This is a genomic window from Pseudomonas sp. Pseusp88, from assembly GCF_047303955.1.
Lineage (GTDB): Bacteria > Pseudomonadota > Gammaproteobacteria > Pseudomonadales > Pseudomonadaceae > Aquipseudomonas.
In genome coordinates this window covers 258,300-280,147 of the sequence record NZ_JBGLYM010000002.1, presented here as the reverse complement: position 1 = coordinate 280,147, position 21,848 = coordinate 258,300, and the positions used below count along the sequence as shown (strand labels likewise).

Here is a 21,848-nt window from a genome sequence, read left to right as displayed (position 1 = left end):
GATGAGCAATTTACCCCTTCTGCAATTACGCGGTGTCGGCAAGTCCTACGGCGACAACCGGGTGCTCCAGGGCTTTGAGCTGTCGGTCCAGGCGGGCGAGATCGTTTCGTTGATCGGCCCGTCCGGCTCGGGCAAGACCACCGCCTTGCGTTGCATGAACTTCCTTGAAACCTATGACGAAGGCGAAATCTGGATCGATGGCCAGTTGCTCGGCTACAGCGGCCCGGGCCGCGCCGCCAGGGACCGTGACAGTGACCGCCAGATCGACGAGGTGCGCAAACCGCTGTCCATGGTCTTTCAGCAGTTCAACCTGTGGCCGCACATGAGCGTGCGGGAAAACGTCATGGCGCCATTGGTATTGGGCAAGCGCATGAGCAAGTCCGAGGCCCGCACCCTTGCCGATGCCGCCTTGCAACGGGTCGGCCTGGCGCCCAAGGCTGATGCCTATCCGGCGCGGCTGTCCGGTGGTCAGCAACAGCGGGTCGGCATCGCCCGCGCCCTGGCGGTCAAGCCGCGCCTGATGCTGCTCGACGAGCCGACCTCGGCCCTTGATCCGGAGCTGGTCGAGGAGGTCCTGCAAGTGATCCGCAGCCTGGCCGACGATGGCATGACCATGGTCATGGTCACCCACGAAATGAGTTTCGCTGCGCAGATTTCCAGTCAGGTGGTGTTCATGGAAGCCGGGCAGATCGTCGAGACCGGCGAGCCTGGGGCGATGTTCCAGTCGCCCGAGACCGAGCGTCTGCAACGCTTTCTCAAACCCTGGTTCAACCGCAGCCTGACGCCGCGAGTGGAGGTGTTGTCATGAGTGCGCAACAGGTACTGGACGCTGTTTCGGGAGAGCATCTGCAAGGTCTGCTCGATACCCTGGCCACTTTCGGGCCGGGACAGCAGGGCGGCATGAATCGCCAGGCCCTTTCCGAGGAAGATTTTCAGGCCCGGGCCTGGTTGATCGAGCAGGCGCGCCAGCTCGGCTGCCGGATCTGGACTGACGGCTGCGCCAACCTGTTTATCCGCCGTGAGGGCAGGGAGTATCTGCCACCGGTGATGACCGGCAGCCATATCGACACCCAGCCCACCGGTGGCACCCTCGACGGTTGCTACGGCGTAATGGCTGGACTGGAATGCCTGTATGCGCTGGAGGCTACCGGGGTTCGCACGCGCAGGCCGATTGAAGTGGTGGTCTGGACCAACGAAGAAGGCAGCCGTTTCAGCCCCGGGGCCATGGGCTCCAGTGCTTGGGGCGAACCCGAGCGCCTGGCGCTGTACCGCAGTAATCGTGATGCCTCAGGGATCTCGGTAGGCGAGGCGCTGGATGCCCATGCCGCACGTTTCGCTGATCTGCCATTGCGGGACAGGATCGACGCCCATGCCTTTGTCGAGCTGCATATCGAACAGGGGCCGGTCCTGGAGCAGGCCGATATCCCCTTGGGCGTGGTGACCGGCATTCAAGGTGTGCACTGGTATCAGGTGCGCTGCAAGGGCGCTTCGGCCCATGCCGGAACTACGCCCATGCATATGCGCCGCGACGCCATGCTACTGGCGATGGACGCCGCACGGGGCATCGATGCCTTGGCCGACCAATTGGCCACCGAGGACAAGCGCCTGACCTTCGGCCGTTGGAACGTCCTGCCCAACGCGATCAATACCATCGCCAATGAAGTCACCTTCAGCATTGATTTTCGCCATGCCGACCCGGCCGTGCTGGCGGACTTCGATGCGCAACTGCCGGGCTGCCTGCCCGGTGATACCGAACTGAGCAGCCTGTTCAACCATGCACCCACAGCCTTCGATCCGGCCGTGGTCGGGGTGCTGGAGCAGGCCTGTACAGCCACCGGGCTGGCCCATCAGGCCATTCGCTCCGGCGCCTTTCATGACGCCATGTACCTGGCCGGGCACTGTCCGACCGGCATGCTGTTTGTCCCCAGCCGCGCGGGCATCAGCCACAACCCGCTGGAATTCACTGAACCTGCGCAATTGCTTGCCGGCACCCGGGCGCTCGCCTGGGGCCTGGTGACACTTGCCGAACAACCGTAAACCAAGGAGTCCTCCAATGACCAGCATCACTCACGCTCATGACTACCCGGCCTGCTGCCATAGCGACAACGGCAGTTCCCTGGGCATCAACGCCACCCTCAGCGAGCCGATTTCCCTCGACGGCACCCCGGTGCTCGGCGAGCTTTACACCGTCCCGGCGCGCTGCGGCCGCGCGGTGCTGCTCAAGGCCGGCCAGGTGATCAAGATCGTCAACACCCACGGCACCCAGGTCTGCGACACCTGGTTGTTCAACCTCGAAGACATGAGCGAATTCCTCTCCATGGAACACGCCCGTGCGCACTGCAACAGCATCATCCCCAAGCCCGGCGATGCCCTGTTCAGCAACCGCCGCCGTGCCATCGGCACCTTGCTCAGCGATACCTCGCCGGGCATCCATGACACCCTGATGGCCGCCTGCGACCTGCATCGCTACACCAACCTGGGCGTGGTCGGTTATCACGACAGTTGTGCCGACAATATGCGCCTGGCCCTGCAAGCCATCGGCCTGCGCGCCCGTGAAGTGCCGCAGCCTTTCAACCTGTGGATGAACATTCCGGTCAAGCCGGACCACAGCGTCGAGTGGCTGCCGCCGGTGTCCAAGGCTGGCGATTCTGTCGAGATCCGTGCCGAGATGGACGTAGTGGTGGTAATGTCCGCCTGCCCGCAGGATATCGTGCCGATCAATGACCTGAATCCGCTGGAAGTGCACTTCTCGGTGCAGGCTTGAGCAACGGGCAAGGCCACCGGGAACCGTAGCAGCCGGCTTGCTGGCGATAGTGCAATAACGGGCAATATATTCATCGACTGATACAGTGCCATCGCCAGCAAGCCGTCTCCTGCAAGGGTAAGGTTTGCCGGGCGATCGCGCCGTTTCAGGGATATCGTTTTTACATGAGGAATGCATGACCAAACCCAGCAAGACACCCGCCAAGGCCCTGCACACCGATGGCTTGCCCAGCCTGGGAGTGCGCCTGCGCCATGCACGCAAGGTGGCGGGCCTGACCCTCAAACAGGTGGCCGAAGTCGCCAACTGCTCGGAAAGCCTGATCTCCAAACTGGAAAACGATGCTGCCTCGCCGTCCCTGGCCATGCTGCACCGTCTGGCCCAGGCCCTGGGCAGCAACGTGTCCGAACTGACTTCCGAAGACTGGGTCTCTGACGAACCGGTGCTGCGCGCCGGGGCGCGTCAGGTCAGTCGCTTCGCCAAGGGCGGCAAGTCCGGCTATATCGATCTGGAGCGGGTGACCCATCCGCAAAAGGGCGGCCTGCTGCAAGGCGATATCCATATCATCGCTCCAGGCATGGTCAGCGAAATGATCGAGCATGCCGGTGAGGAAATGGGCTACGTCATCGAAGGCACTCTTGAACTGACGTTGGGCGAAACCACTTACACCCTCAATCCCGGTGACTCGTTTCACTTTCCCAGCAACGTCGCCCACGGCTATCGCAATGTGAGCCGCGAGATTGTGCGGATTCTCTGGGTGAATACCCCGGCCACGTTTTGAAGAACCGAGCCTTTTGGTTCGCGGGCAAGGCGGAACATCGTCCGCTGCGATCAAACAACGCAACATCCATGGAATTACCGAAACTCTGTGGGAGATTCTATGTTTGCTGTAAAGCTCCGACTATATGCACGCGCTACTGTGGGAGCGAATTCATTCGCGAAGGCGGTATTTCAGGCGATAAAAATGTGTCTGATGTACTGGCCCATTCGCGAATGAATTCGCTCCCACAGGATTTTCGCCCTGAGTCAGGCAAGCGTTTGTAGAGCGATAGCGTGGGGTCAGGCTGTTTGCGGCTTGACTGCCAGTCTCGCCAGCAACGCTTCAATCACCGCCCGCCCAAGATTGAGCTGCTGCAACCCCGAGCGGGCCAGTGGACGGTATTCGGGGGTGCTGTTATCGGCGGTTTCATAGACGATGGCGGCGGCGCCATCGAGGTATTCTGCGGCGAAGAGCAGGGCGTCTTCGGTTGTTGTATCAGGGGCGAGGATAAACGGGTGGGCACTCGTTTGATTCATTAGGTTTTCTCGATGAAGTGGATCATCACCCTTTGCGACTAAACGAAGGGTGGCGGCTGTGCACGGGTTAGTCGACCGTCATCAAGAACCGGCGCACCCGAAGGTGCCCCATACACAGCCGCCATAAACATCTCGCCTGTGCGAACACAGGCGAGAGCCATGACGAGCTTCGATCAAGATGTCTGGGCGACTAAACCCTGCCGTTGGTTTCAACGACAGGCAGCAAATTAGTCACCTGTTCAGGCATCTACAAGCGGTCCGAGAGCATATCGGTAAACTTCAGAAGCGTCCTACATTAGCGGCGCTTTAAGGCCTACGTGTGTTGCCATTTGTTTACTTGCCCTTATGCAAATAGGGCGTCTTCTCCAGTTCCCACTCCACTTCCCAGTCCTCAAGATATTGTCGGTGAGTATCGAACGACTCGATAAACAGTTGCGACACGATTTTCCCGGCCAGGCGCTCTGCGGCGGCAGAAATGGCTGGAATATCCGAGGCGATTGAGCCAAAGCTGAGGCTGGCGGCGTGGTTGAGCAGGTGGACGCGGTTAAGTTCGGAATCACCATCGTCCCTGCTGCGCTCCTGCAACTCGAAACCGCTGCCAAGCCACGGGAACAGGCCCAGATGGCGCCGGGTCTGCCGAGCCGGTTCGAAGCGATCCCGCCACAGCGCCACACGTTCGGCCACTTGGGCGAATAACGGGTCACGAGACAGGTCGACTTGGAAACCGGTGCCGACGATCAGGAAATCCGCCTGATCGATGCGATCGGCGAGCTGCACCTGCACGCGGCCGTTGGACTCGCCAATCGCCTCGATCCGCGAGTTGAAATGCAGCTGGAAACGTTCGCCACCTGCTGCCAGGGTGCGCAGTACGGTCTCGTGGGGCGGCGGTGGCGGGGTGTCGTCCAGATACGAGGCTACGGCCCATTTCTGCTGCGTCGGCAGGTCGTGCCAGCCAGCGATAAAACCGGGGTAGACATAGCCCCTGGCCTTGTTGATCTGCGGCAGATGGCTGCGCCGGGCATACAGGGTGACCTGAGCCGCGCCCTGTTCCAGCGCGGTGGCGGCGTTGTCCCAGGCCGAAGAACCGGCACCCAGGACTGCGACATGGCGACCGGCCAGGGCATCGAAGTCGATGGCATCGCAGGTATGGGCGGCGAGCCGAGGGAACAGCCCCGGCTCGATGAAGGAGGGGATGCTCACACCGCCCGCACCGGCCCGACCGCTGGCAATCACCAGGCGCCGGGCAATCACGCGGCTGCCATCGTCCCGTTCCAGGGTGACGCTGTGCGGTCCCGGCGTGAATGAGCGAATGGCCGTGTTGTACTCAATGGGCAGTTCGAAGGCCGTTGCTATCCAGTCAACATATTGCTGCCAGACCGCATTGGGGATCTTGTACAACGAATCCCAAGCCTCGACGCTGTAGGTCGCTTCATACCACGCGCGGAAAGTCAGGGCGCGAATACCCAGTGACAACCCCGGCAAATCCTTGGGCGAGCGCAGGGTGGGCATCCTGGCATAGGTGGTCCAGGGGCCGCTGCGGCCTTTTTCGCTGCTATCGAACAGGCGGATATTGCTGACGCCTTTGAGCAACAGAGCCACGGCGGCGGCGATACCGAACATGCCTGCGCCGATAATGGCGACATCAAGGCCGGTGTTCGGTGCAGGCCAGCTCGCGGCGGGCAATTTCAGGTAGTCCAGTTCCTCGCGCAGGCGCTCGGTAGCCAGGGCGGTGGATGGGGTGTAAGTGGTCAATGGGTGTGCCCTCCAAGATAAGCTTCGACAATGCGCGGGTCGGCGGCGATTTCTGCGGCCGGCCCTTCAAGGGTGATATGCCCGCCATCGATCACGGCGGCATAGTCGGCAATGCGCAAGGCTGCCCGGGCATTTTGTTCGACCAGAAGTACGGTCAGGCCCTGGGCGCGGATGGTTTCGATAAGGCGGAAAATCTCGGCGACGACCTTGGGTGCAAGCCCCAGGGAAGGCTCGTCCATCAGCAGAATACGTGGCTTGCGCATCAGGGCGCGGCCGATGCAGAGCATCTGTTGCTCGCCCCCGGACAACGAGCCTGCCAACTGGTGGTAGCGCTGGCCCATGACCGGGAACAGGTCCAGTACCTGGTCGACGTCGGCCAGCCCGTAGGGGCCTGCGCCGACCAGCAGGTTCTCGCGCACGGTCATGTTGGAAAAAATCTGTCGTCCTTCCGGCGTTTGCAGGATGCCGTGCTCGACCACTTGATGGCTGGGCAGGCCGCCGATGTTTTGGCCGGCGAAGATAATGCGGCCGCCGCTGGGTTTGTAGATGCCGGAAATGGCCCGCATCAGGGTGGTTTTGCCCGCCCCGTTGGCGCCCAACACGGCGATGATGCTGCGCTCGGGCACGGCCAGGCTGATGCCATGGAGGATATCGTGGGTGCCGAGATTGATCTTCAGATCCTGTACTTCGAGGATATTCATGGCTCGTCGGTCCCCAGATAGGATTCCAGCACGGCGGCATTGCCGCGTACTTCCAGCGGCGAGGCGTCGGCGATCTTCTTGCCTGAGGCCAGCACGATGATGCGTTCACAGATCGACATGACCAGGTTCATGTCGTGCTCCACCAGCATGATGCTCAACCCGTCGCCATGCAGGCGGCGTATGCACGCGGCCAGTTCGGCGGTTTCCGTGTCGTTGAGCCCGGCGGCCGGTTCATCGAGGATCAGCAGCTCGGGCGCCATGGCCAGGGCGCGGGCGATCTCCAGGTATTTGCGCTGGCCGTAGGACAGATTGGCCGCCAGGTCGTCGGCCAGGTGTTGCAGACCTACCTGTTCCAGGGCCTGCCAGGTGCGTTCGGATATCTGCCTGGCCCGGTTGCGCCTGCCCAGGAGGGTATCGAACAGGCCCTGACCGATCACTCCGGTGGCGGCGACCGAGGTGTTGTCGAACACGGTCATGTTGGGAAAGATGCGCAGGTTCTGAAAAGTGCGCGACAGCCCCTGGCGGGCGATCACGTGGGGTGCGCGCCCGGTGATGTCCCTCCCGTTCAGATGTACGCTGCCGGAGCTGACCGGGACGAAGCCGGTAATCAGGTTGAACAGGGTGGTCTTGCCCGCGCCGTTGGGGCCGATCAGACCGACCAGTTCGCCTTTGGCCACATGGCCGGAAACATTATCGATGGCGCTGAGCCCGCCAAAGCGGCGGATCAGGTTGTTGAATTCGAGCAGCATCATTTCCAGCCCACCTTTTTCCCGCCGTCCTTTTTCCATGCCGCGCCCAATACGCCCCGTGCCAGGGAAATGGCCGGAACTTCGCCGAACAGGCCTTTGGGCAGGAACAGGATGGAGAGGAACATGACGATCCCGACGATGATATTGCGCACATCGCCGAAGCCCCGCAGTGCTTCTGGCAACAGAATCAGCAGCACGGCGCCGATGATTGCGCCCGGCAGGCTGCCGAGGCCGCCGACCACCACCATGGCCAGGATCAGGATGGTTTCCGGAAACCTGAAGTCATTGGGCGAGACATAGCCCGTGGTGTAGGCCCAGAGCGCCCCGGCAATACCGGCAAAGAACGCCGCCACGGTGAACACTTCGACCTTGAGGCGCACCGTATCGATGGCCATGGCTGCGGCGCATTGATCGTCCTCGCGCAGGGCGCGCAGGGCGTTGCCGTAATAGGAGTAACTGAGCCGGTAGATAGCCCAGATCGACAGGCTTACCGTCACCGCGACCGTGTAGTAGATGCCGGTGTTGCTGGTGATCTCGACGCCGAACAGGTTTATCGGCGAGAACAGGGTGATGCCGTTGGGGCCGCCGGTGAGGTCGACCCAGTTCAGCGTCAGCAGGTAAATCAGCTGACCGATGGCCAGGGTCGCTACGGCGAAGTAAATACTGACCAGGCGCATGGTGGGCAGGGCGACGATAAAAGCGATCAGCGCCGAACCCAATCCTGCCAGGGGCAGGGCCAGCCAGAACGGCACCTGCAAGGCATTGCCGGCCAGCGCGGCGATATAGGCGCCGAGGCCGTAGAAGGCGGCCTGCCCCAGATGCAGCAGGCCGGCGACACCGGACACCAGGTGCAGTGATGAGGCGAGCAGGGCGAAGATCAATACCAGGCAGGCCAGTTGATAGGCGTAGCCGCCACTCTGGAGGTGCAGCGCCAGGGGGATCGCCAGAAAAATCAGCGCCAGGGTGGCGATGACAGCGGGAGAAAAACGACGATCAGACACGTTCGCGCCCTCCACCAAACAGTCCGCGAGGGAAGAAAATCAGGGTCAGGATCAAAAACAGATACGGCACCATGTCGGCCCACACCGAGGGCATGAAGGTGGTTGCCATGCTTTCCGATACACCCAGGATCAAGGCGCAGATCACTGCGCCCGGTATCGACACCAGGCCGCCCATGACCATGGCGACAAAAGCCTTGATGCCGGGGGCAAAGCCCATGGCCGGGAATACCGAACCGTAGTAGAGACTGACCAGCAGCCCGGCGACGGCACCGAGAATCGAACCCAGGACAAAGGTCGAGATAATCGTGCGGTCGACGTTGATCCCGCTGTACTTGGCGCCCAGTGGGTTATTCGACACGGCGCGGATGGCCAGGCCGATACGGGTTTTCTTCAGCAGCAATTGCAGGCCTATCAGCAGGCTGGCCGACACCGCGAAGATGACGATATCGCCGCTGACAATGGTGACTCCACCTACGGCAATGGGGGTGTTGAGCATGTAGCTCACGGGCACCGGCTGCATCTGCGAGCCCATGCCCAGTTCCAGGCCTTCGCGAACGATGATCGACACGGCCAGCGACGACATCAGGGTCGACTCGCGCATGGCCCGGGACTTCAACGATGCTTCATCGGAAAAGCGCCGAAACGGCTTGAAGGCGAGCCGTTCCAGGCCCAGCCCGGCCAGGGCACCGACCACCACGACAAACAGAATGATTACCGCCAGGGGCGCTGCGCTGGCGCCGATCAGAAACAGCCCGGCCACTGCGCCGAGGGTATAGACCTCGGAGTGGGCGAAGTTGACGGCGTTGAGCACCCCGAAAATCAGGGTGAAGCCTATCGCCACCAGCGCATAGGTCATGCCTTGGGACAGGCCGATGACCAATTGCTGAACGTAATATAAATCCATCGGCGCAAGAGCCTTAAACAGAGTGATGGGTAGGGCGGGTGAGAGCCGCTGTGGGAGCGAATTCGCTCCCACATACAGTTTTTATTTCAAGTGCTCAGGTGACTGCTGCGCGGATCAGTTGGCCTGGGCCTTGAACTGACCATCGACGATTTCAACCTTGACCAGCGTTTTCTGTGGCTCGCGGTTGGCGTCGAAGGTGGTGATACCGGTCACGCCGGGGAAATCCTTGGTGCTGGCCAGTGCTTCACGCACCTTTTCCCGGGTCGGAGCCGGATATGCGCGAGCCACGGCATCGAGCATGATCAGGGTGGCGTCATAGGCCTGGGCGGGGAACTGGCCGGGCACTTCACCATTGCGCACCTGTTTCCAGGCCTCGACGAAGTGATGCACCACCGGCGTGTCGAAGGTCGGGACAAAGGTCGAGCTGACGTGGAAGCCCTCGGCATCCTTGTCGGCCAGCTTGATCAGTTGCTCGTTATACGCTGCGGAGCTTGAGTACACCGGGATCTTGACCCCCAGTTGATGGAGTTGCTTGAGGAACTGGGCGGCGTCCTCATAGAACACGGCGCCGTAGATGACATCCGGATGGGCCCGTTCAATCTTGGTGATCAGGGAGCGAAAGTCCGGCGTGCCGCGATTGAAGTACTCGGAAAAGATCACCTGGGTGCCGTTTTCCTTGGCTTTTTTCTCGAATGCCTGGACCGCAGACTGGCCCCAGTCGGTTTGCTCACCAATCACCGCGACCGTTTTAAATCCTTTGGAGGCAATCCAGTCGGCGTTGAATGGGCCTTCCTGATCCTGGGTGGTGATATTGCGGAATTGCCATTGGGAAATCTTGGTGTAATCGGGGTGTGAAGCAGTCTGGGAAAGTTGCGACAATCCGGCGCGTTTATATACTTGCGCCGACGCCATGGATACCGTCGAAGTAAAGTCGCCCAATACACCGAGAATGGCCGGATCATCGGCAAACTTGCGGGCAATGGATACCGCTTCCTTGGCGTCAGAACGGGAATCTTCGAATTCAATCTCTACCGGAACCGGAAGTTTTCCGGAGGCGTTGAATTCTTTAAGGGCTATTTGTGCCGCCGCCTTGAAGTCCTGGCCATATTGCGCGGTATTGCCGGTCAGCGGCAGCTGATAGCCGATCTTGAGCGGTTGCTCGGCGGCCACGGTCGAGCCAACATTGGCCAGCGTCAATACCAGACCGGCCACGCCCCATACTGCCTTTTTATTGATCACTTTAAGATCCTTGAATACGTGGGTAACGAATAACGAATGAATGAAAATTTATTTGAATAAGGACGACCAAACACGTTGATCCACTTCCAAGGGCGTACGACTAAAGTACTGGTTTTGGAAAAATGACCAGATAAGTTCGTCCTGAAGTAGCAGGCGCTTATAAGGTCATTCGCAGTTTCAACAACGAAGTTCAGCGGATCGAAGAGTACGCATTCTATTTATGCTGTCCAAATATCGTTTTATTGCTTTATATTCCTTTTCGCTATAAAAAACGCTTCTCGTGCTGGGGGATGGCTGCTCGTAGGGCTGTGCAATGTCGGAAACGCCAAACGCGCTGTCGCCAATCGATGGGCGTGCCGTACCGCGCTCAGGCATCATGCCCTCACGGGGCACAACCCTGACCATTTGGATAAGGAAAACCAGCCATGACCTCGATCTGGCGCACCAGCGGTTGGGTGCTTGTCGGCAGCGCATTGATTCTTGCGCTGTCATTGGGGATACGCCACGGCTTCGGCCTGTTCCTGTCGCCCATGAGCGCCCAGTTCGGCTGGGGGCGGGAGGTGTTTGCCTTCGCCATCGCCTTGCAGAACCTGCTGTGGGGCCTGGCCCAGCCGTTTGCCGGTGGCCTGGCCGATCGCTATGGCGCGGGCAGGGTGGTGCTGGTCGGCGGCGCACTGTATGCGGCCGGGCTTATCTGCATGAGCATGGCCGACTCACCGTCGACCCTGCTCATGAGTGCGGGCGTGCTGATCGGTATCGGCCTGTCCGGGACTACCTTCTCGATCATCCTCGGCGTGGTCGGCCGGGCCTTGCCTGCCGAGAAGCGCAGCATGGGCATGGGCCTGGCCAGTGCTGCGGGCTCCTTCGGCCAGTTCATCATGTTGCCCGGCTCACTGGGCCTGATCGATGGGCTGGGCTGGTCCAAGGCGTTATTCGTACTGGGTATCCTGGTGGCGCTGATCCTGCCCCTGGTGCCGATGCTCAAGGACAAACCCTTGGCCAGCAGTGGCCCGCAGCAGACCCTGGGCGAAGCCTTGCATGAGGCCTGCACCCATTCGGGCTTCTGGCTGTTGGCCTTCGGTTTCTTTGTCTGCGGTTTTCAGGTGGTATTTATCGGCGTGCACCTGCCGGCCTATCTGCTCGACCAGCATCTGGCGGCGACCACCGGCACCACGGTGCTGGCGCTGATCGGCCTGTTCAATATCTTTGGCACCTACACCGCCGGCTGGCTGGGCGGACGCATGTCCAAGCCGCGTCTGCTGACGGCGCTGTATCTGTTGCGGGCGGTAGTGATCGCGCTGTTTCTGTGGTGGCCGGTCAGCACTACCAGCGCCTACCTGTTCGGTATCGCCATGGGCCTGCTCTGGCTGTCCACCGTACCCTTGACCAATGGCACCGTCGCCACGCTGTTCGGCGTGCGCAACCTGTCGATGCTCGGCGGCATCGTCTTCCTGTTCCATCAATTGGGGGCGTTTCTCGGCGGCTGGCTGGGCGGGGTGGTGTATGACCGCATGGGCAGCTACGACCTGATCTGGCAAGTCTCCATCGGCCTCAGCCTGCTGGCCGCGGCCCTCAACTGGCCGGTACGTGAACGGCCGGTGGCACGGTTGCAGGCCCAGGGTGTCGCGCTGTGAACCGGTTGCTGCCGCGAATCCTGCTGTCGGCATTGTTGCTGGCGGTGTTGCTGCTGGGCTGGTGGGGCTGGCAGCATGTCGGGTTGCGGGCTTTGCAGTTGGGGTCGAGCGTTTGTTGAAAGGTTCTGCCTCGTCCCCCCGGTAGGAGCGAACCTGTTCGCGAGACGGCATTACCGACCCTGAAGATACGCCGAGTGTACGGGCCGCTCGCGAACAAGTTCGCTCCTACCCCGGCTGTTGCCGCGTTGCAGCCCAACAGATCAACGACCCCGCGGTAACCAGCAATGCGCCTTGCCAGAATTGGGCGGTCAATGCTGCACCCAGCCATAGTGCGGCAAAGGCCGAGGCCACAGGCGGTTGCCCGGCCTTGACTGATATTCGGCTCACAGCTCCATGAGCATTTCGTGCCAGGCCATACCGCCGTGGTCCGACTCCGACGGCTTGATATAGCGATAGCCCATGCGTCGGTACAGCTCGACGTGGCGTTCCTTGCACATCAGGTGAATGGTCAGCTTGTGCATCTGCCGCTGTTGCGCGACGAAGGCCTGCATCAGGTGTGTCGCATAGCCCTTGCCTTGTTCCGCCGGGTCGATCACCACCGACATGATCACCACATTGGGCGCGGCGGGGTCATGGCCGATCAGTTCCTTGAACGGCTCGTCCGACATCTCCACGACATGGGCGCAGCCGCTGTTGATAAAGCCGATGATCCGGCCTTCCTGCTCCAGGATCAGAAAACCTTCGGGGTACTGGGCAATACGTGTGGCGATCTTTGCCTCGGTGGCGGCTTCATCGCCTTCGTAGGCGGTTATTTCGATCTGATAGCAACGGGCAACGTCCGCCGGGGCGGCGTTGCGCAAGGTGAGGGTGGTCATGACGATGAGTTCTGTTCCTGACGTCGACGGATGCCGATGAATGTCGGGGCAGGATACTGGCTCATCTGGCCAAAGCAAGGCCGAGATGTTGCGTTCGATCGTGAACTTGTGAGAGCCAGCAGGCGGCTCCCACTCCCGGCAGGAAGTCGCTCAGACGTTAAGCGTCTGGTAATCGATATAGCCCTTGCGATCACCACCAAAGAACGTCGCAGGGTCCGCCGGGCTCATCGGCGCGCCGGTCTTCAAGCGCTCAACGAAGTCCGGGTTGGCCAGGACCATCTGGCCATAGGCTTCAAGGTCAGCAAGCCCCGAGGCCAGGTCGCTGCCGATCTGATCACGGGCACGGCCGGGACGGTTGAGGATCAGCGTACTGTTCCACAGGGCGCGGATATCGCCCAGCAACGATTCGCTGCCCTGATGCATTAGGTGCAGGTAAGCCAGGCCCAGTTTGTCCAGTTCCGCCACCAGATAGCGATACAGCGCCGGACCTTGCTCGCCCTCATCGATGCCCCACAGGGTAATGCCGGGCGACAGGCGGATGGCGGTGCGGTCGGCGCCGATTTCGTCGGCGATGGCAGTGGCGACTTCGATGGCGAAACGCGCGCGGTTCTCGATGGAACCGCCGTACTCGTCCGTGCGGGTATTGGCGCTGGGGGCGATGAACTGTTGGACCAGATAGGCATTGGCACCGTGGATTTCCACACCGTCGGCTCCGGCTTCGATGGCGCGGCGCGCGGCATGGCGAAAGTCCGCTACGGTCTGGCGGATTTCGGCGCTGCTCAGGGCGCGCGGTACGGGAATATCCTGCATGCCGGTGGCAGTGAACATCGGTGTGTTCGGTGCGATGGCCGAAGGCGCAACGCCCTGGCGATGGTGAGGCGTGTTGTCGGGATGGGACATGCGCCCGGCATGCATCAACTGGATGAACAACCGACCGCCCTTGGCGTGTACGGCATCGGTAATGGTTTTCCAGCCGGCGACATGGGCGTCGCTGTAGATCCCTGGCGTCGTGAGATAGCCCTGGCCGTCGTCGGACGGCTGGGTGCCTTCGGAAACGATCAAGCCGACGCTGGCGCGCTGGGCATAGTATTCGGCGGCCAGTTCGCCCGGCGTGCCGTCGAACTGCGCACGGCTGCGGGTCATGGGGGCCATGACCAGGCGGTTGGACAGCTGAATGTGGCCAAGGGTGAGGGGGGTGAAAGTCTGATTCATGATGATTGCCCAGAGTGAATAGCGAGGGGTTCATCATCCCCACTATTGTTTTTGGGATAAATATGGCTTTATGGATATGACTGATCCATTTATGGAGCAATAAGGTGGAACTGCTGAACGATATGGCGCTATTCGTCGAGGTCGCCAAGGCCAAGGGGTTTCGTGGGGCGGCTGAAATACTGGGCATGCCCAACTCCACCTTGTCCCGGCGCATCAGCGCGCTGGAAAAAGCCATCGGTTTGCGCCTGTTGCACCGCACCACGCGCAAGGTCGAGTTGACGGAAGCCGGGCAGATCTACTTCGAACGCTGCAAGCGAATCGTCGATGAAGCCCGGTTGGCCCATGAGCAATTGGGCGAGATGCTGGCGCAACCCAGCGGCGTGCTGCGGGTTTCGCTGCCGGTGGACTTCGCCATTACTTATCTGGCGCCATTGATAGCCGAGTTTGCCGACCTGTATCCGGGCATTACCTTCGATCTAGACCTGACTTCCCGGCGCGTCGATCTGGTTAGCGAACCCTTCGATGTGGCCATTCGCATGGGCGAGTCCGAAGACTCACAACTGATTGCCCGGCCATTGGCTGCGCTGACCTCCCATTTATATGCCTCGCCGCGTTATCTAAAGGCTTCAGGGATGCCGCTGGCTCCCGGCGATCTTGAACGACACCAGTGTCTTGGCATCCTGAAACCCGGCGCGTGGACCCTCAATGACGGTACGCAGACCCTTTCGGTCAAGGTCGGAGGGCGCTTTATCGCCAATAACGTCGGTCTGCTCCGACGCCTGGCGGCCTGTGATCAGGGCATCGTGCTGTTGCCTGAGGAAATCGTCGCCGATGAGGTGGCGGCGCAGCAGCTTTGTCGGGTCCTGCCGCAGTGGAACGGCACGCCAATGACCATCTATGCCATTACCGAAACCCGGTTGCTGCCGGCCAAGACGCAGCGTTTTATCGAGTTTTTGCGCAAGCGGTTGGCGTGAGGCTGATTGGCTGCCTGTGGGACCTGCTTTAGTCGGCAAAGCGCCTTCCCGGCTGAAGCCGGTCCCACAGGTCATTTATTCCAATCCGTGCCTTTGCGGAAAAAGAACTTGGTTTCCCGGCACAACACTAATTAGAATCAGTCTCATTTGCGACAGCCTTCGCCACGGGGACTCTATATATGACTGACGCCGTAATGCCGACGGAGGCGACCGTGCATGCCTTGTATCGCGACCACCACGGCTGGCTGGAAAGCTGGCTGCGGCGGCGGATGGGCAATGCCTGGGATGCGGCGGATTTGAGTCATGACACCTTTGTGCGAGTGCTTTCCAGTTCCCGGCAGATCGCCGATATGCACGAACCCCGGGCGTATCTGCTGACCGTGGGCAAGCGCCTGTTGAGCAATTTCTACAACCGCCGCAGTCTGGAAACCGCCTATCTTGAAGCTCTGGCGCAGCTGCCCGAAGAGTGTGTGCCGTCCCCCGAGCAGCGCTGGCTGTTGCTGGAAACCCTGCAAGCCCTGGACGAACTGCTCGACGGTCTGCAGCCTCTGGTGCGCAGGGCGTTTCTGTTGAGTCAACTCGAAGGCCTGGGTTATCGCGAGATTGCCGAGCGCCTGGACGTCTCTGAGCGCACTATCAAGCGCTATATGGCCCAGGCCTATGAACACTGCCTGTTGGTGGACTGGTGATTCGTCAGGTCTCCAGCGCCGATCGCGAGGTGGCGCGACGGGCAGCGCAATGGCTGGCGCTGCTGGAATCCGGCGACGCCAGCGCTGACGATCAGCGCAGGTTGCAGCACTGGCGCGACAGCTGTAGCAGCCACGAGCACGCCTGGCAAAAGGTTCAGCAGCTGCGCCAACGCTTCAGCGGCCTGCCGACCCACCTGGCCCTGGCCACCCTGGATCGACCGGATCAGGACCGCCGGGCCGTGCTCAAGCGGGCATTGGGCCTGGCGGCGCTTGTTCCGGCGGCCTGGCTGATCAGCCGACAGTTGCCTGTGGATGTCTGGCGCGCCGACCTGCATACCGCCACCGGCGAACAACGACGTCTGACCCTGGCCGACGGCAGTACCTTGCAGCTCGATACCGACAGTGCTGTCAATGTCGACCTGGGCAAGCGCCGTCTGACCCTGTTGCGCGGCGAGATTTCTCTCAAGGTGCCCGGCAGCGCCGCCCTGACCATCGATGGGCCGTACGGGCGTATCGTGGTCAGCCAGAGCGAAGTCTGTGTGCGCCTGAATGCCGATGATTGTCGGGTTTCGGTGGTCAGCGGCACGGTGCAATTGCTGCCATTGCACGGGCCGAGCCTGGGTCTGCGGGCCGGGCAACAGGTCAGTCTGCTGCGCAGCGGAGCCGGGCCGGTCAGCAGCTTCGATACGTTGCTGCCCGGCTGGCGCGACGGCGTGCTGATGGCGCAGAACCAGGCATTGGGCGACTTCCTGCGCGAGCTTGGCCGCTACCGTACCGGTTTGTTGCGCTGGGAACCGGAGCTGGAAACCTTGCGGGTCACCGGCAGTTTCCGCCTGGACAATACTGACCGGGTGCTCTCGCTGCTGGCGGCCAGTCTGCCCCTGGACGTGCAGATGCGCACCCGCTTTTGGGTCACCCTGGTGCCGAAAAAAAACAACGTACAAAAAAATACTGCATGAAGCCTGTCCCTTTTTTTCGCCTCACCGGTCATTTCAGGTAAGTGAACAAAATACGAGAGCTTCCCTCCATGTCCGCAGTATCGTCCTACCGTTTGCGTCCGTTGTTGAATTTCAGTTTGTTGCTGACCCTCAGTTCCAGTCCGTTGTTCGTCCCGCTCAGTTGGGCCGAGACCGCAGGGCGTCGCACCTACGAGGTGCCAGCCGGTAGCCTCGGTGCCGCGCTGACCCGCTTTGCCGGGCTGGCCGGGGTGAATCTGTCGGTGGACCCGGCGTTGGTGAGCGGGCGCAACAGTGCCGGGCTGTCGGGCAACTATGCCGTGGAAGAGGGTTTCGCCCGTCTGCTGCAGGGCTCCGGCCTGCAACTGCTGTCGGTGGGCGAACAGGCCTACACCCTGACTCCGGCGCCGGAAGGCGGCAGCCTGCAACTGGCGCCGACTTCGATCATCGGTGCCAATGACAGCACTGACGGCCAGGCCTATGCGGGTGGTCAAGTGGCGCGCAAGGGTTCCCAGGGCCTGCTCGGCGCCAAAGACTTCATGGAAACGCCGTTCAGCCAGACCACCTACACCAGCGAGGCCGTGAAGAACCTGCAGGCGCGGACCCTGGGCGACCTGATCAACAGCGATCCGTCAGTGCGCGCGACCAACCCGGCGGGAGGGCGCTACGAGCAGTTCACCATTCGCGGTTTCAGCCTGTTCAATAGCGACGTTGCCTACAACGGCCTGTACGGTGTGCTGCCGACCTACACCATCGACATGGAAATGGCCGAGCGGGTGGACATTCTCAAAGGCCCGAGCCAGTTGATCAACGGCATCTCGCCGCGGGGCAGCGTCGGCGGCGGCATCAACGTGGTGCCCAAGCGCGCCACCGACAAGCCCATCACCGAGTTCACCGGCAGCTACGCCTCCAATAATCAGGTCGGCGGGGCCGTGGATGTGGGGCGGCGTTTCGGGGACGAAAACCAGTTCGGCCTGCGCTTCAACGGCGTCAAGCAGTCCGGTGACACCGAGTGGGATCACCAGAGCGTCGACCGCGAGATGGCCGTGCTGGGCCTGGATTTTCGCGGCGACCGCCTGCGTCTTTCCACCGATATCGGGCATACCGAGCGCAATACCGATGCACCCCAGGAGCGCGTGCAGATCGGCGCCAACGCCAAGGTGCCCAACCCCAACGATGTGCGTGACAACTACGCCGAGGGTTGGAGCAAGGCCCGTACCAATGACACCTTTGGCACGGTCAATGCCGAATACGACGTCAGTGATTCGGTGATGGTCTACGGCGGTGTCGGTGCGCGTAAAAGCAACCATGACTTCCTCCGCCATGCCGTGGCGATCACCAATTCGGCGGGGGACTTCAGCGTACAGCCACGGGACTTCACCCGTGACGAAAACGTGCGCACCGGCACGGCGGGCGTGCGCAACTGGTTCCATACCGGCCCGGTGAGCCACGAGGTCAATCTGGCGGCCAGCTACTTCTACATGGACTTCGAAAACGGCGGCGCGCGTTATGCCGCAGCGCCCAGCAATCTGTTCAATCCGGTGCAGACGCCGACACCGAGCACACCGACGCGCTACGACCCCAAGGTCTACACCGAGAACCGCTTCAGCGGCGTGGCGTTGTCCGACACCCTGGGCTTTTTCGATGACCGCCTGTTGCTGACCCTGGGCGGCCGCTGGCAGCGGGTGAAGGTCGACGACTGGAGCGACGGCGTCAAAGGCGACACGGCCTATGACGAAGAAAAGGTTTCGCCTTCCGGTGGCGTGCTGTTCAAGGCCACCGAGCGCTTGTCGCTGTACGCCAACTACATGGAAGGCCTGAGCCAGGGCAAGATCGCGCCGTCGACCTCGATCAACGAGGACGAGATATTCCCGCCGTTCATCAGTCGTCAGGTCGAGGTCGGCGCCAAATATGACTTCGGCCCTGTTGCAGTCACTGCCAGCGTGTTTCGCATCAAGCAGCCGGCCTACGAGACCAACGCCACCACGCGAACCTTCGGGCCCAACGGCAAGCGTGAAAACAGCGGGGCGGAGCTGAGCGTGTTTGGCGAACCGCTCAAGGGTTTCCGTGTGCTGGGCGGGGTCATGTATATCGACAGCAAGCTCAAAGGCACCACCAACGGCACCTTCGACGGTAACCGAGCGCCAGCTACGCCTGAATACAACGTCAATCTTGGCGCCGAATGGGATGTGCCGGGCCTGCAGGGCGTGACCCTGACCGGGCGCAGCATTTACTCCAGCTCGCAATATCTGGATCAAGCCAACAGCAAGGAAATCGACGCCTGGGAGCGCTTCGACGTGGGTATGCGCTACGCCTTCAAGGTCGACGACAAGGCCGTCACCCTGCGCGCCAATATCGAGAACGTGGCGGACAAACGCTACTGGAGCTCGGCCGGTGCCTCGGATGACAGCGAGCCTGGCCTGACCCTGGCGACGCCCCGGACCTATCTGTTCTCGGCGACGGTCGGGTTTTGAGGGGAGGGTGTGCTGCTGCCCGGTGAGCGCGGACTTGTGGGATCGGCTTTAGCCGGGAAGGCATTATTCCAGATGAAGGAAATGTCGTGGATGTCCCGGCCTCTTCCCGGCTGAAGCCGGTCCCACCATTAGCATTCCAGGGCAGATGTTGTGATATGAGCGCCTACTGCCTGAAGGTGCGCCCCAACGCATCCAGCCGCACGGCAATCGGCGGCAGGCGCTGACTGCTCAGAGCCAGGGTCTCGACGTCGTCGGCGGTGCTGCGGGCAATGGACTGCACCGACGCCAGTTGCGCAATTTCATTATGTGCACGATTCACGCAGTCCTGACCGCAGGTGATCTGCGCGCTGGCCTGATCAGCATGCTCGGCGATGATAACGCCTGGATAAATGTGTCGTGCCAGAACGCCAGACCCACCGAGAAGAAGAACATCAGCCAGACCACGCCCAGCATGATGCGGTCGGCCTTGCGGTAGTGCTCAAGAAAGCGAGTGGGTAAGGGCATGCACGCGGACTCCATGTTATTGCGCAAAAAAACATGATGGGACTAGGGGAAATCTGATGCAGAAGTACAGGTACCAACTGTCGTTCACGCTAGCAATGAAGGTGCCATGAGTGGGTCGGCGTCAGGCCCGCTAACCAATGGCCTTGCTCATGAATACCCGGCGCAGGCCTTTCTCTTCAGCCCGGTGGCTTTCCACATACCCAAGGCGCTGATAGATAGCCAGGTTCTCGACCATGGCTTCATTGGTGTAAAGCCTGATCGAGGTGTAACCCTTCTGCAGCGCGGTCTGCTCGGCAATCGCCAACAGCTTGCGGCCCAGGCCCAAACCCTGCGCACTGGGTGAGACCGCCACATTGTCCAGCAGCAGGGCATCCTCCTCGGGGATCAATACCAGCAGGCCATCGATAGCACCATCGCGTTCCAGCACCTGGACCTGCTGTGCCTGAATCAGCGCGACATAGTCGTCAGTCATCGGCCCGGGTTCACGGCCGATACGCGGGATGTAGGGCGAATAGGCGTCCCGGACGATGCGCAGGATGGCCGGGATATCGAGAGGAGTTGCCAGGCGCAGGTTGGGTGAGGTCATGGGGTGTCCGGATGGAAGAGTCTGGTTCTGGGAATGCGCTTCTGTGGGACCGGCTTCAGCCGGGAAAACCCGATGACTGACGATACAAATGTATCGGTCATGCGTATGTCTTCCCGGCTAAAGCCGGTCCCGCATGAGGCCAGTGTTGGCTGCACAATAGTGTGGTGCAGCCGCCCTCCGGGCAAACTAGTGGAATCTGCCATCCTTGAAAAGCATTTGTAATACAATATGATTTTGCCCGGCCGATCCACAGCGTCGGCTATGGTTTGATTCACGCACCGCCATCGAGCAGTGCGGCAATGAATGACAGGGTCTCAGGGATTACCACATGAAAGTACAGCGTCAGGCCTCGTCCTTGCGGCATCAGGTGCAGGATGCACTACGCAATGAAATCATCTCCGGTCGTTTCAAACCCGGTGATCGGTTGGTCGAGCAGCAGCTCTATACCGCGATGGATGTCAGTCGCACGTCGTTGCGTGAAGCGCTGCGGCAGTTGGAGGCCGAAGGCCTGGTGGAGCAGGTTCCCCATCGCGGCGCCTACGTGGCCTCCGTGGACGCCAAGGATGCCATTCAGATCTACGACGTGCGTGGTGCCCTGGAAGTGCTGGCCGTGCGTAACTTTGTGCGTTACGCCACTGATGAGGACATCACGGAGCTGGCCGAGGTATTCGATGAGTTCGTCGCGCAATCTCATACCGCGTCCCTGGACGGCGCGGCACTGCTGGATATCAAGCGCCGTTTCTACCATGTGCTGCTGGATATCGAGCAGAGCAACGTGGTCGGCGGCATGCTGGAGCAATTGAATAATCGCGTCAGCCTGCTGCGGGCCTTGTCCCTCGGTCGTGAGGGGCGAATGGTGCATACCCTGGCTGAGCTTAAAGAGATCGTGCGCATGATCCAGCTGCGCGACGAAGCCGGAGCCTGTGCGGCGGCCTTGCTGCACGTGGAGAATGCGTCGAAGAACGTGCTGGAACTGCTGGTGCAGAATGACGTTCACGCGATTAAGTAACGTGGGACCGGCTTTAGCCGGGAAAGCAATATGACCGGCGATAGAGAAATGTCGATCATGCCTTCCCGGCTGAAGCCGGTCCCACAGGTGTTATGTGTTGCCGCACGACCGGGCGGTCAGGCCCTCAGCGCAACGCTGAATAAGCCGTCGGCGTCAGGAACTGGTTCTCGATCCGCTGCACGATAATCGCTTGCGCCTCGGTTTCCGCGCGCTTGGCCTGCCATTGCGGATCAGCCTGGAAGGCGTTCCACTTGGTTTCGCGGTCCGCCAGGCTGTCCCATTTCAGCAGATAAGTCAGGGTCTGGTTGCTGTCACCGGTCAGGGACGTCCAGAAACCGATCTGCTCGATTCCGAACTTTTCAAAAAAACCCAAGGTGATCTTGCTGAAGCGCTCGTGCAGGGCTGGCAAGCGGCCGGGTGCGCAGTGGTAGATGCGTAATTCAACAATCATTTCCAGCTCCTCAAGTAAGTACCGGTCAAGAAATAGGCAAAGTAGCCTATTGACCGATTGTATGACAGTCATATAGTTTTG

The 21,848-nt window shown here is 61.0% G+C and carries 24 protein-coding genes; 11 read left to right on the top strand and 13 right to left on the bottom strand.

Annotated features, from left to right (window positions below; genetic code table 11):
* Nucleotide 1 precedes the first annotated feature (1 nt).
* From ACCD02_RS03690 to ACCD02_RS03675, 4 genes are all read left to right on the top strand, one after another.
* Nucleotides 2–808, top strand: a complete 807-nt coding sequence (locus ACCD02_RS03690; RefSeq protein ID WP_413298620.1) for an amino acid ABC transporter ATP-binding protein — start codon at nucleotides 2–4, stop codon at nucleotides 806–808.
* Complete coding sequence (locus ACCD02_RS03685; protein WP_413298619.1) at nucleotides 805–2,037, top strand: M20 family metallo-hydrolase; 1,233 nt, start codon at nucleotides 805–807, stop codon at nucleotides 2,035–2,037. Before ACCD02_RS03690 ends, ACCD02_RS03685 begins: the two co-directional genes overlap by 4 nt.
* Before the next feature lie 16 nt (nucleotides 2,038–2,053).
* Complete coding sequence (locus ACCD02_RS03680; RefSeq protein ID WP_413298618.1) at nucleotides 2,054–2,764, top strand: DUF1989 domain-containing protein; 711 nt, start codon at nucleotides 2,054–2,056, stop codon at nucleotides 2,762–2,764.
* A 175-nt stretch (nucleotides 2,765–2,939) separates the two neighbouring features.
* Nucleotides 2,940–3,542: a cupin domain-containing protein gene (locus tag ACCD02_RS03675; RefSeq protein ID WP_413298617.1), complete on the top strand. Its 603-nt coding sequence runs from the start codon at nucleotides 2,940–2,942 to the stop codon at nucleotides 3,540–3,542.
* Nucleotides 3,543–3,820: 278 nt separating this feature from the next.
* On the opposite strand, the gene ACCD02_RS03670 is transcribed toward ACCD02_RS03675, so the two are convergent.
* From ACCD02_RS03670 to ACCD02_RS03640, 7 genes are all read right to left on the bottom strand, one after another.
* A complete protein-coding gene (locus tag ACCD02_RS03670) occupies nucleotides 3,821–4,057 on the bottom strand; it encodes a hypothetical protein (RefSeq protein ID WP_413298616.1) in 237 nt (78 codons plus the stop codon).
* A 333-nt stretch (nucleotides 4,058–4,390) separates the two neighbouring features.
* A complete protein-coding gene (locus ACCD02_RS03665; protein ID WP_413298615.1) occupies nucleotides 4,391–5,809 on the bottom strand; it encodes an NAD(P)-binding domain-containing protein in 1,419 nt (472 codons plus the stop codon).
* Entirely contained in the window at nucleotides 5,806–6,510 is a 705-nt protein-coding gene (locus ACCD02_RS03660; RefSeq protein WP_413298614.1) for an ABC transporter ATP-binding protein, read from the bottom strand. The genes ACCD02_RS03665 and ACCD02_RS03660 overlap by 4 nt, the downstream gene beginning before the upstream one ends.
* Nucleotides 6,507–7,262 (bottom strand): ABC transporter ATP-binding protein, encoded by a 756-nt coding sequence (locus ACCD02_RS03655; protein WP_413298613.1) that lies wholly within the window; start codon nucleotides 7,260–7,262, stop codon nucleotides 6,507–6,509. Before ACCD02_RS03655 ends, ACCD02_RS03660 begins: the two co-directional genes overlap by 4 nt.
* Nucleotides 7,259–8,260 carry a branched-chain amino acid ABC transporter permease gene (locus ACCD02_RS03650; protein WP_413298612.1) on the bottom strand — a complete coding sequence of 334 codons (1,002 nt, stop codon included), beginning with the start codon at nucleotides 8,258–8,260 and terminating at the stop codon, nucleotides 7,259–7,261. Before ACCD02_RS03650 ends, ACCD02_RS03655 begins: the two co-directional genes overlap by 4 nt.
* Nucleotides 8,253–9,164, bottom strand: a complete 912-nt coding sequence (locus tag ACCD02_RS03645) for a branched-chain amino acid ABC transporter permease (RefSeq protein ID WP_413298611.1) — start codon at nucleotides 9,162–9,164, stop codon at nucleotides 8,253–8,255. The genes ACCD02_RS03650 and ACCD02_RS03645 overlap by 8 nt, the downstream gene beginning before the upstream one ends.
* A gap of 114 nt (nucleotides 9,165–9,278) precedes the next feature.
* Nucleotides 9,279–10,403 (bottom strand): ABC transporter substrate-binding protein, encoded by a 1,125-nt coding sequence (locus ACCD02_RS03640; RefSeq protein WP_413298610.1) that lies wholly within the window; start codon nucleotides 10,401–10,403, stop codon nucleotides 9,279–9,281.
* Nucleotides 10,404–10,828: 425 nt separating this feature from the next.
* Here ACCD02_RS03640 and ACCD02_RS03635 point away from each other — a divergent pair, with 425 nt between their 5' ends.
* Both ACCD02_RS03635 and ACCD02_RS03630 read left to right on the top strand, forming a co-directional pair.
* Complete coding sequence (locus ACCD02_RS03635) at nucleotides 10,829–12,037, top strand: MFS transporter (protein ID WP_413298609.1); 1,209 nt, start codon at nucleotides 10,829–10,831, stop codon at nucleotides 12,035–12,037.
* Nucleotides 12,034–12,156: a hypothetical protein gene (locus tag ACCD02_RS03630; protein WP_413298608.1), complete on the top strand. Its 123-nt coding sequence runs from the start codon at nucleotides 12,034–12,036 to the stop codon at nucleotides 12,154–12,156. The genes ACCD02_RS03635 and ACCD02_RS03630 overlap by 4 nt, the downstream gene beginning before the upstream one ends.
* A gap of 264 nt (nucleotides 12,157–12,420) precedes the next feature.
* On the opposite strand, the gene ACCD02_RS03625 is transcribed toward ACCD02_RS03630, so the two are convergent.
* Complete coding sequence (locus tag ACCD02_RS03625) at nucleotides 12,421–12,912, bottom strand: GNAT family N-acetyltransferase (RefSeq protein ID WP_413298607.1); 492 nt, start codon at nucleotides 12,910–12,912, stop codon at nucleotides 12,421–12,423.
* Between the two features lie 150 nt (nucleotides 12,913–13,062).
* A complete protein-coding gene (locus ACCD02_RS03620) occupies nucleotides 13,063–14,124 on the bottom strand; it encodes an alkene reductase (RefSeq protein WP_413298606.1) in 1,062 nt (353 codons plus the stop codon).
* Between the two features lie 104 nt (nucleotides 14,125–14,228).
* Here ACCD02_RS03620 and ACCD02_RS03615 point away from each other — a divergent pair, with 104 nt between their 5' ends.
* From ACCD02_RS03615 to ACCD02_RS03600, 4 genes are all read left to right on the top strand, one after another.
* Complete coding sequence (locus tag ACCD02_RS03615; RefSeq protein ID WP_413298605.1) at nucleotides 14,229–15,098, top strand: LysR substrate-binding domain-containing protein; 870 nt, start codon at nucleotides 14,229–14,231, stop codon at nucleotides 15,096–15,098.
* 179 nt (nucleotides 15,099–15,277) lie between these two features.
* Nucleotides 15,278–15,787: a sigma-70 family RNA polymerase sigma factor gene (locus ACCD02_RS03610; protein WP_413298604.1), complete on the top strand. Its 510-nt coding sequence runs from the start codon at nucleotides 15,278–15,280 to the stop codon at nucleotides 15,785–15,787.
* The gene (locus ACCD02_RS03605; protein WP_413298603.1) at nucleotides 15,784–16,746 is read left to right on the top strand and encodes a FecR domain-containing protein; all 963 of its coding nucleotides are present in this window, start codon (nucleotides 15,784–15,786) and stop codon (nucleotides 16,744–16,746) included. The genes ACCD02_RS03610 and ACCD02_RS03605 overlap by 4 nt, the downstream gene beginning before the upstream one ends.
* Before the next feature lie 68 nt (nucleotides 16,747–16,814).
* Nucleotides 16,815–19,217: a TonB-dependent siderophore receptor gene (locus ACCD02_RS03600; protein WP_413298602.1), complete on the top strand. Its 2,403-nt coding sequence runs from the start codon at nucleotides 16,815–16,817 to the stop codon at nucleotides 19,215–19,217.
* A 163-nt stretch (nucleotides 19,218–19,380) separates the two neighbouring features.
* Here ACCD02_RS03600 and ACCD02_RS03595 read toward each other — a convergent pair whose 3' ends face one another.
* The 3 genes from ACCD02_RS03595 to ACCD02_RS03585 all read right to left on the bottom strand — a co-directional run bounded on the left by ACCD02_RS03595 (nucleotide 19,381) and on the right by ACCD02_RS03585 (nucleotide 20,307).
* Nucleotides 19,381–19,536, bottom strand: coding sequence for a hypothetical protein (locus ACCD02_RS03595; RefSeq protein WP_413298865.1), 156 nt, complete (start codon nucleotides 19,534–19,536; stop codon nucleotides 19,381–19,383).
* Nucleotides 19,533–19,721 (bottom strand): hypothetical protein, encoded by a 189-nt coding sequence (locus ACCD02_RS03590; protein WP_413298601.1) that lies wholly within the window; start codon nucleotides 19,719–19,721, stop codon nucleotides 19,533–19,535. The genes ACCD02_RS03595 and ACCD02_RS03590 overlap by 4 nt, the downstream gene beginning before the upstream one ends.
* Nucleotides 19,722–19,851: 130 nt before the next feature.
* Complete coding sequence (locus ACCD02_RS03585) at nucleotides 19,852–20,307, bottom strand: GNAT family N-acetyltransferase (RefSeq protein ID WP_413298600.1); 456 nt, start codon at nucleotides 20,305–20,307, stop codon at nucleotides 19,852–19,854.
* Nucleotides 20,308–20,635: 328 nt separating this feature from the next.
* On the opposite strand from ACCD02_RS03585, the gene ACCD02_RS03580 reads away from it, so the two are divergent.
* Entirely contained in the window at nucleotides 20,636–21,316 is a 681-nt protein-coding gene (locus tag ACCD02_RS03580; RefSeq protein WP_413298599.1) for a GntR family transcriptional regulator, read from the top strand.
* Nucleotides 21,317–21,440: 124 nt separating this feature from the next.
* On the opposite strand, the gene ACCD02_RS03575 is transcribed toward ACCD02_RS03580, so the two are convergent.
* Complete coding sequence (locus tag ACCD02_RS03575; RefSeq protein ID WP_413298598.1) at nucleotides 21,441–21,767, bottom strand: NIPSNAP family protein; 327 nt, start codon at nucleotides 21,765–21,767, stop codon at nucleotides 21,441–21,443.
* Nucleotides 21,768–21,848: the final 81 nt, after the last annotated feature.

Bases quoted from the DNA above. Each gene is read 5' to 3' on its own strand.
- ACCD02_RS03690 (WP_413298620.1), top strand. From the start codon at position 2: ATGAGCAATTTACCCCTTCTGCAATTACGCGGTGTCGGCAAGTCCTAC.
- ACCD02_RS03685 (WP_413298619.1), top strand. From the start codon at position 805: ATGAGTGCGCAACAGGTACTGGACGCTGTTTCGGGAGAGCATCTGCAA.
- ACCD02_RS03680 (WP_413298618.1), top strand. From the start codon at position 2,054: ATGACCAGCATCACTCACGCTCATGACTACCCGGCCTGCTGCCATAGC.
- ACCD02_RS03675 (WP_413298617.1), top strand. From the start codon at position 2,940: ATGACCAAACCCAGCAAGACACCCGCCAAGGCCCTGCACACCGATGGC.
- ACCD02_RS03670 (WP_413298616.1), bottom strand. From the start codon at position 4,057: ATGAATCAAACGAGTGCCCACCCGTTTATCCTCGCCCCTGATACAACA.
- ACCD02_RS03660 (WP_413298614.1), bottom strand. From the start codon at position 6,510: ATGAATATCCTCGAAGTACAGGATCTGAAGATCAATCTCGGCACCCAC.
- ACCD02_RS03655 (WP_413298613.1), bottom strand. From the start codon at position 7,262: ATGATGCTGCTCGAATTCAACAACCTGATCCGCCGCTTTGGCGGGCTC.
- ACCD02_RS03645 (WP_413298611.1), bottom strand. From the start codon at position 9,164: ATGGATTTATATTACGTTCAGCAATTGGTCATCGGCCTGTCCCAAGGC.
- ACCD02_RS03635 (WP_413298609.1), top strand. From the start codon at position 10,829: ATGACCTCGATCTGGCGCACCAGCGGTTGGGTGCTTGTCGGCAGCGCA.
- ACCD02_RS03625 (WP_413298607.1), bottom strand. From the start codon at position 12,912: ATGACCACCCTCACCTTGCGCAACGCCGCCCCGGCGGACGTTGCCCGT.
- ACCD02_RS03620 (WP_413298606.1), bottom strand. From the start codon at position 14,124: ATGAATCAGACTTTCACCCCCCTCACCCTTGGCCACATTCAGCTGTCC.
- ACCD02_RS03610 (WP_413298604.1), top strand. From the start codon at position 15,278: ATGACTGACGCCGTAATGCCGACGGAGGCGACCGTGCATGCCTTGTAT.
- ACCD02_RS03600 (WP_413298602.1), top strand. From the start codon at position 16,815: ATGTCCGCAGTATCGTCCTACCGTTTGCGTCCGTTGTTGAATTTCAGT.
- ACCD02_RS03590 (WP_413298601.1), bottom strand. From the start codon at position 19,721: ATGCCCTTACCCACTCGCTTTCTTGAGCACTACCGCAAGGCCGACCGC.
- ACCD02_RS03585 (WP_413298600.1), bottom strand. From the start codon at position 20,307: ATGACCTCACCCAACCTGCGCCTGGCAACTCCTCTCGATATCCCGGCC.
- ACCD02_RS03580 (WP_413298599.1), top strand. From the start codon at position 20,636: ATGAAAGTACAGCGTCAGGCCTCGTCCTTGCGGCATCAGGTGCAGGAT.
- ACCD02_RS03575 (WP_413298598.1), bottom strand. From the start codon at position 21,767: ATGATTGTTGAATTACGCATCTACCACTGCGCACCCGGCCGCTTGCCA.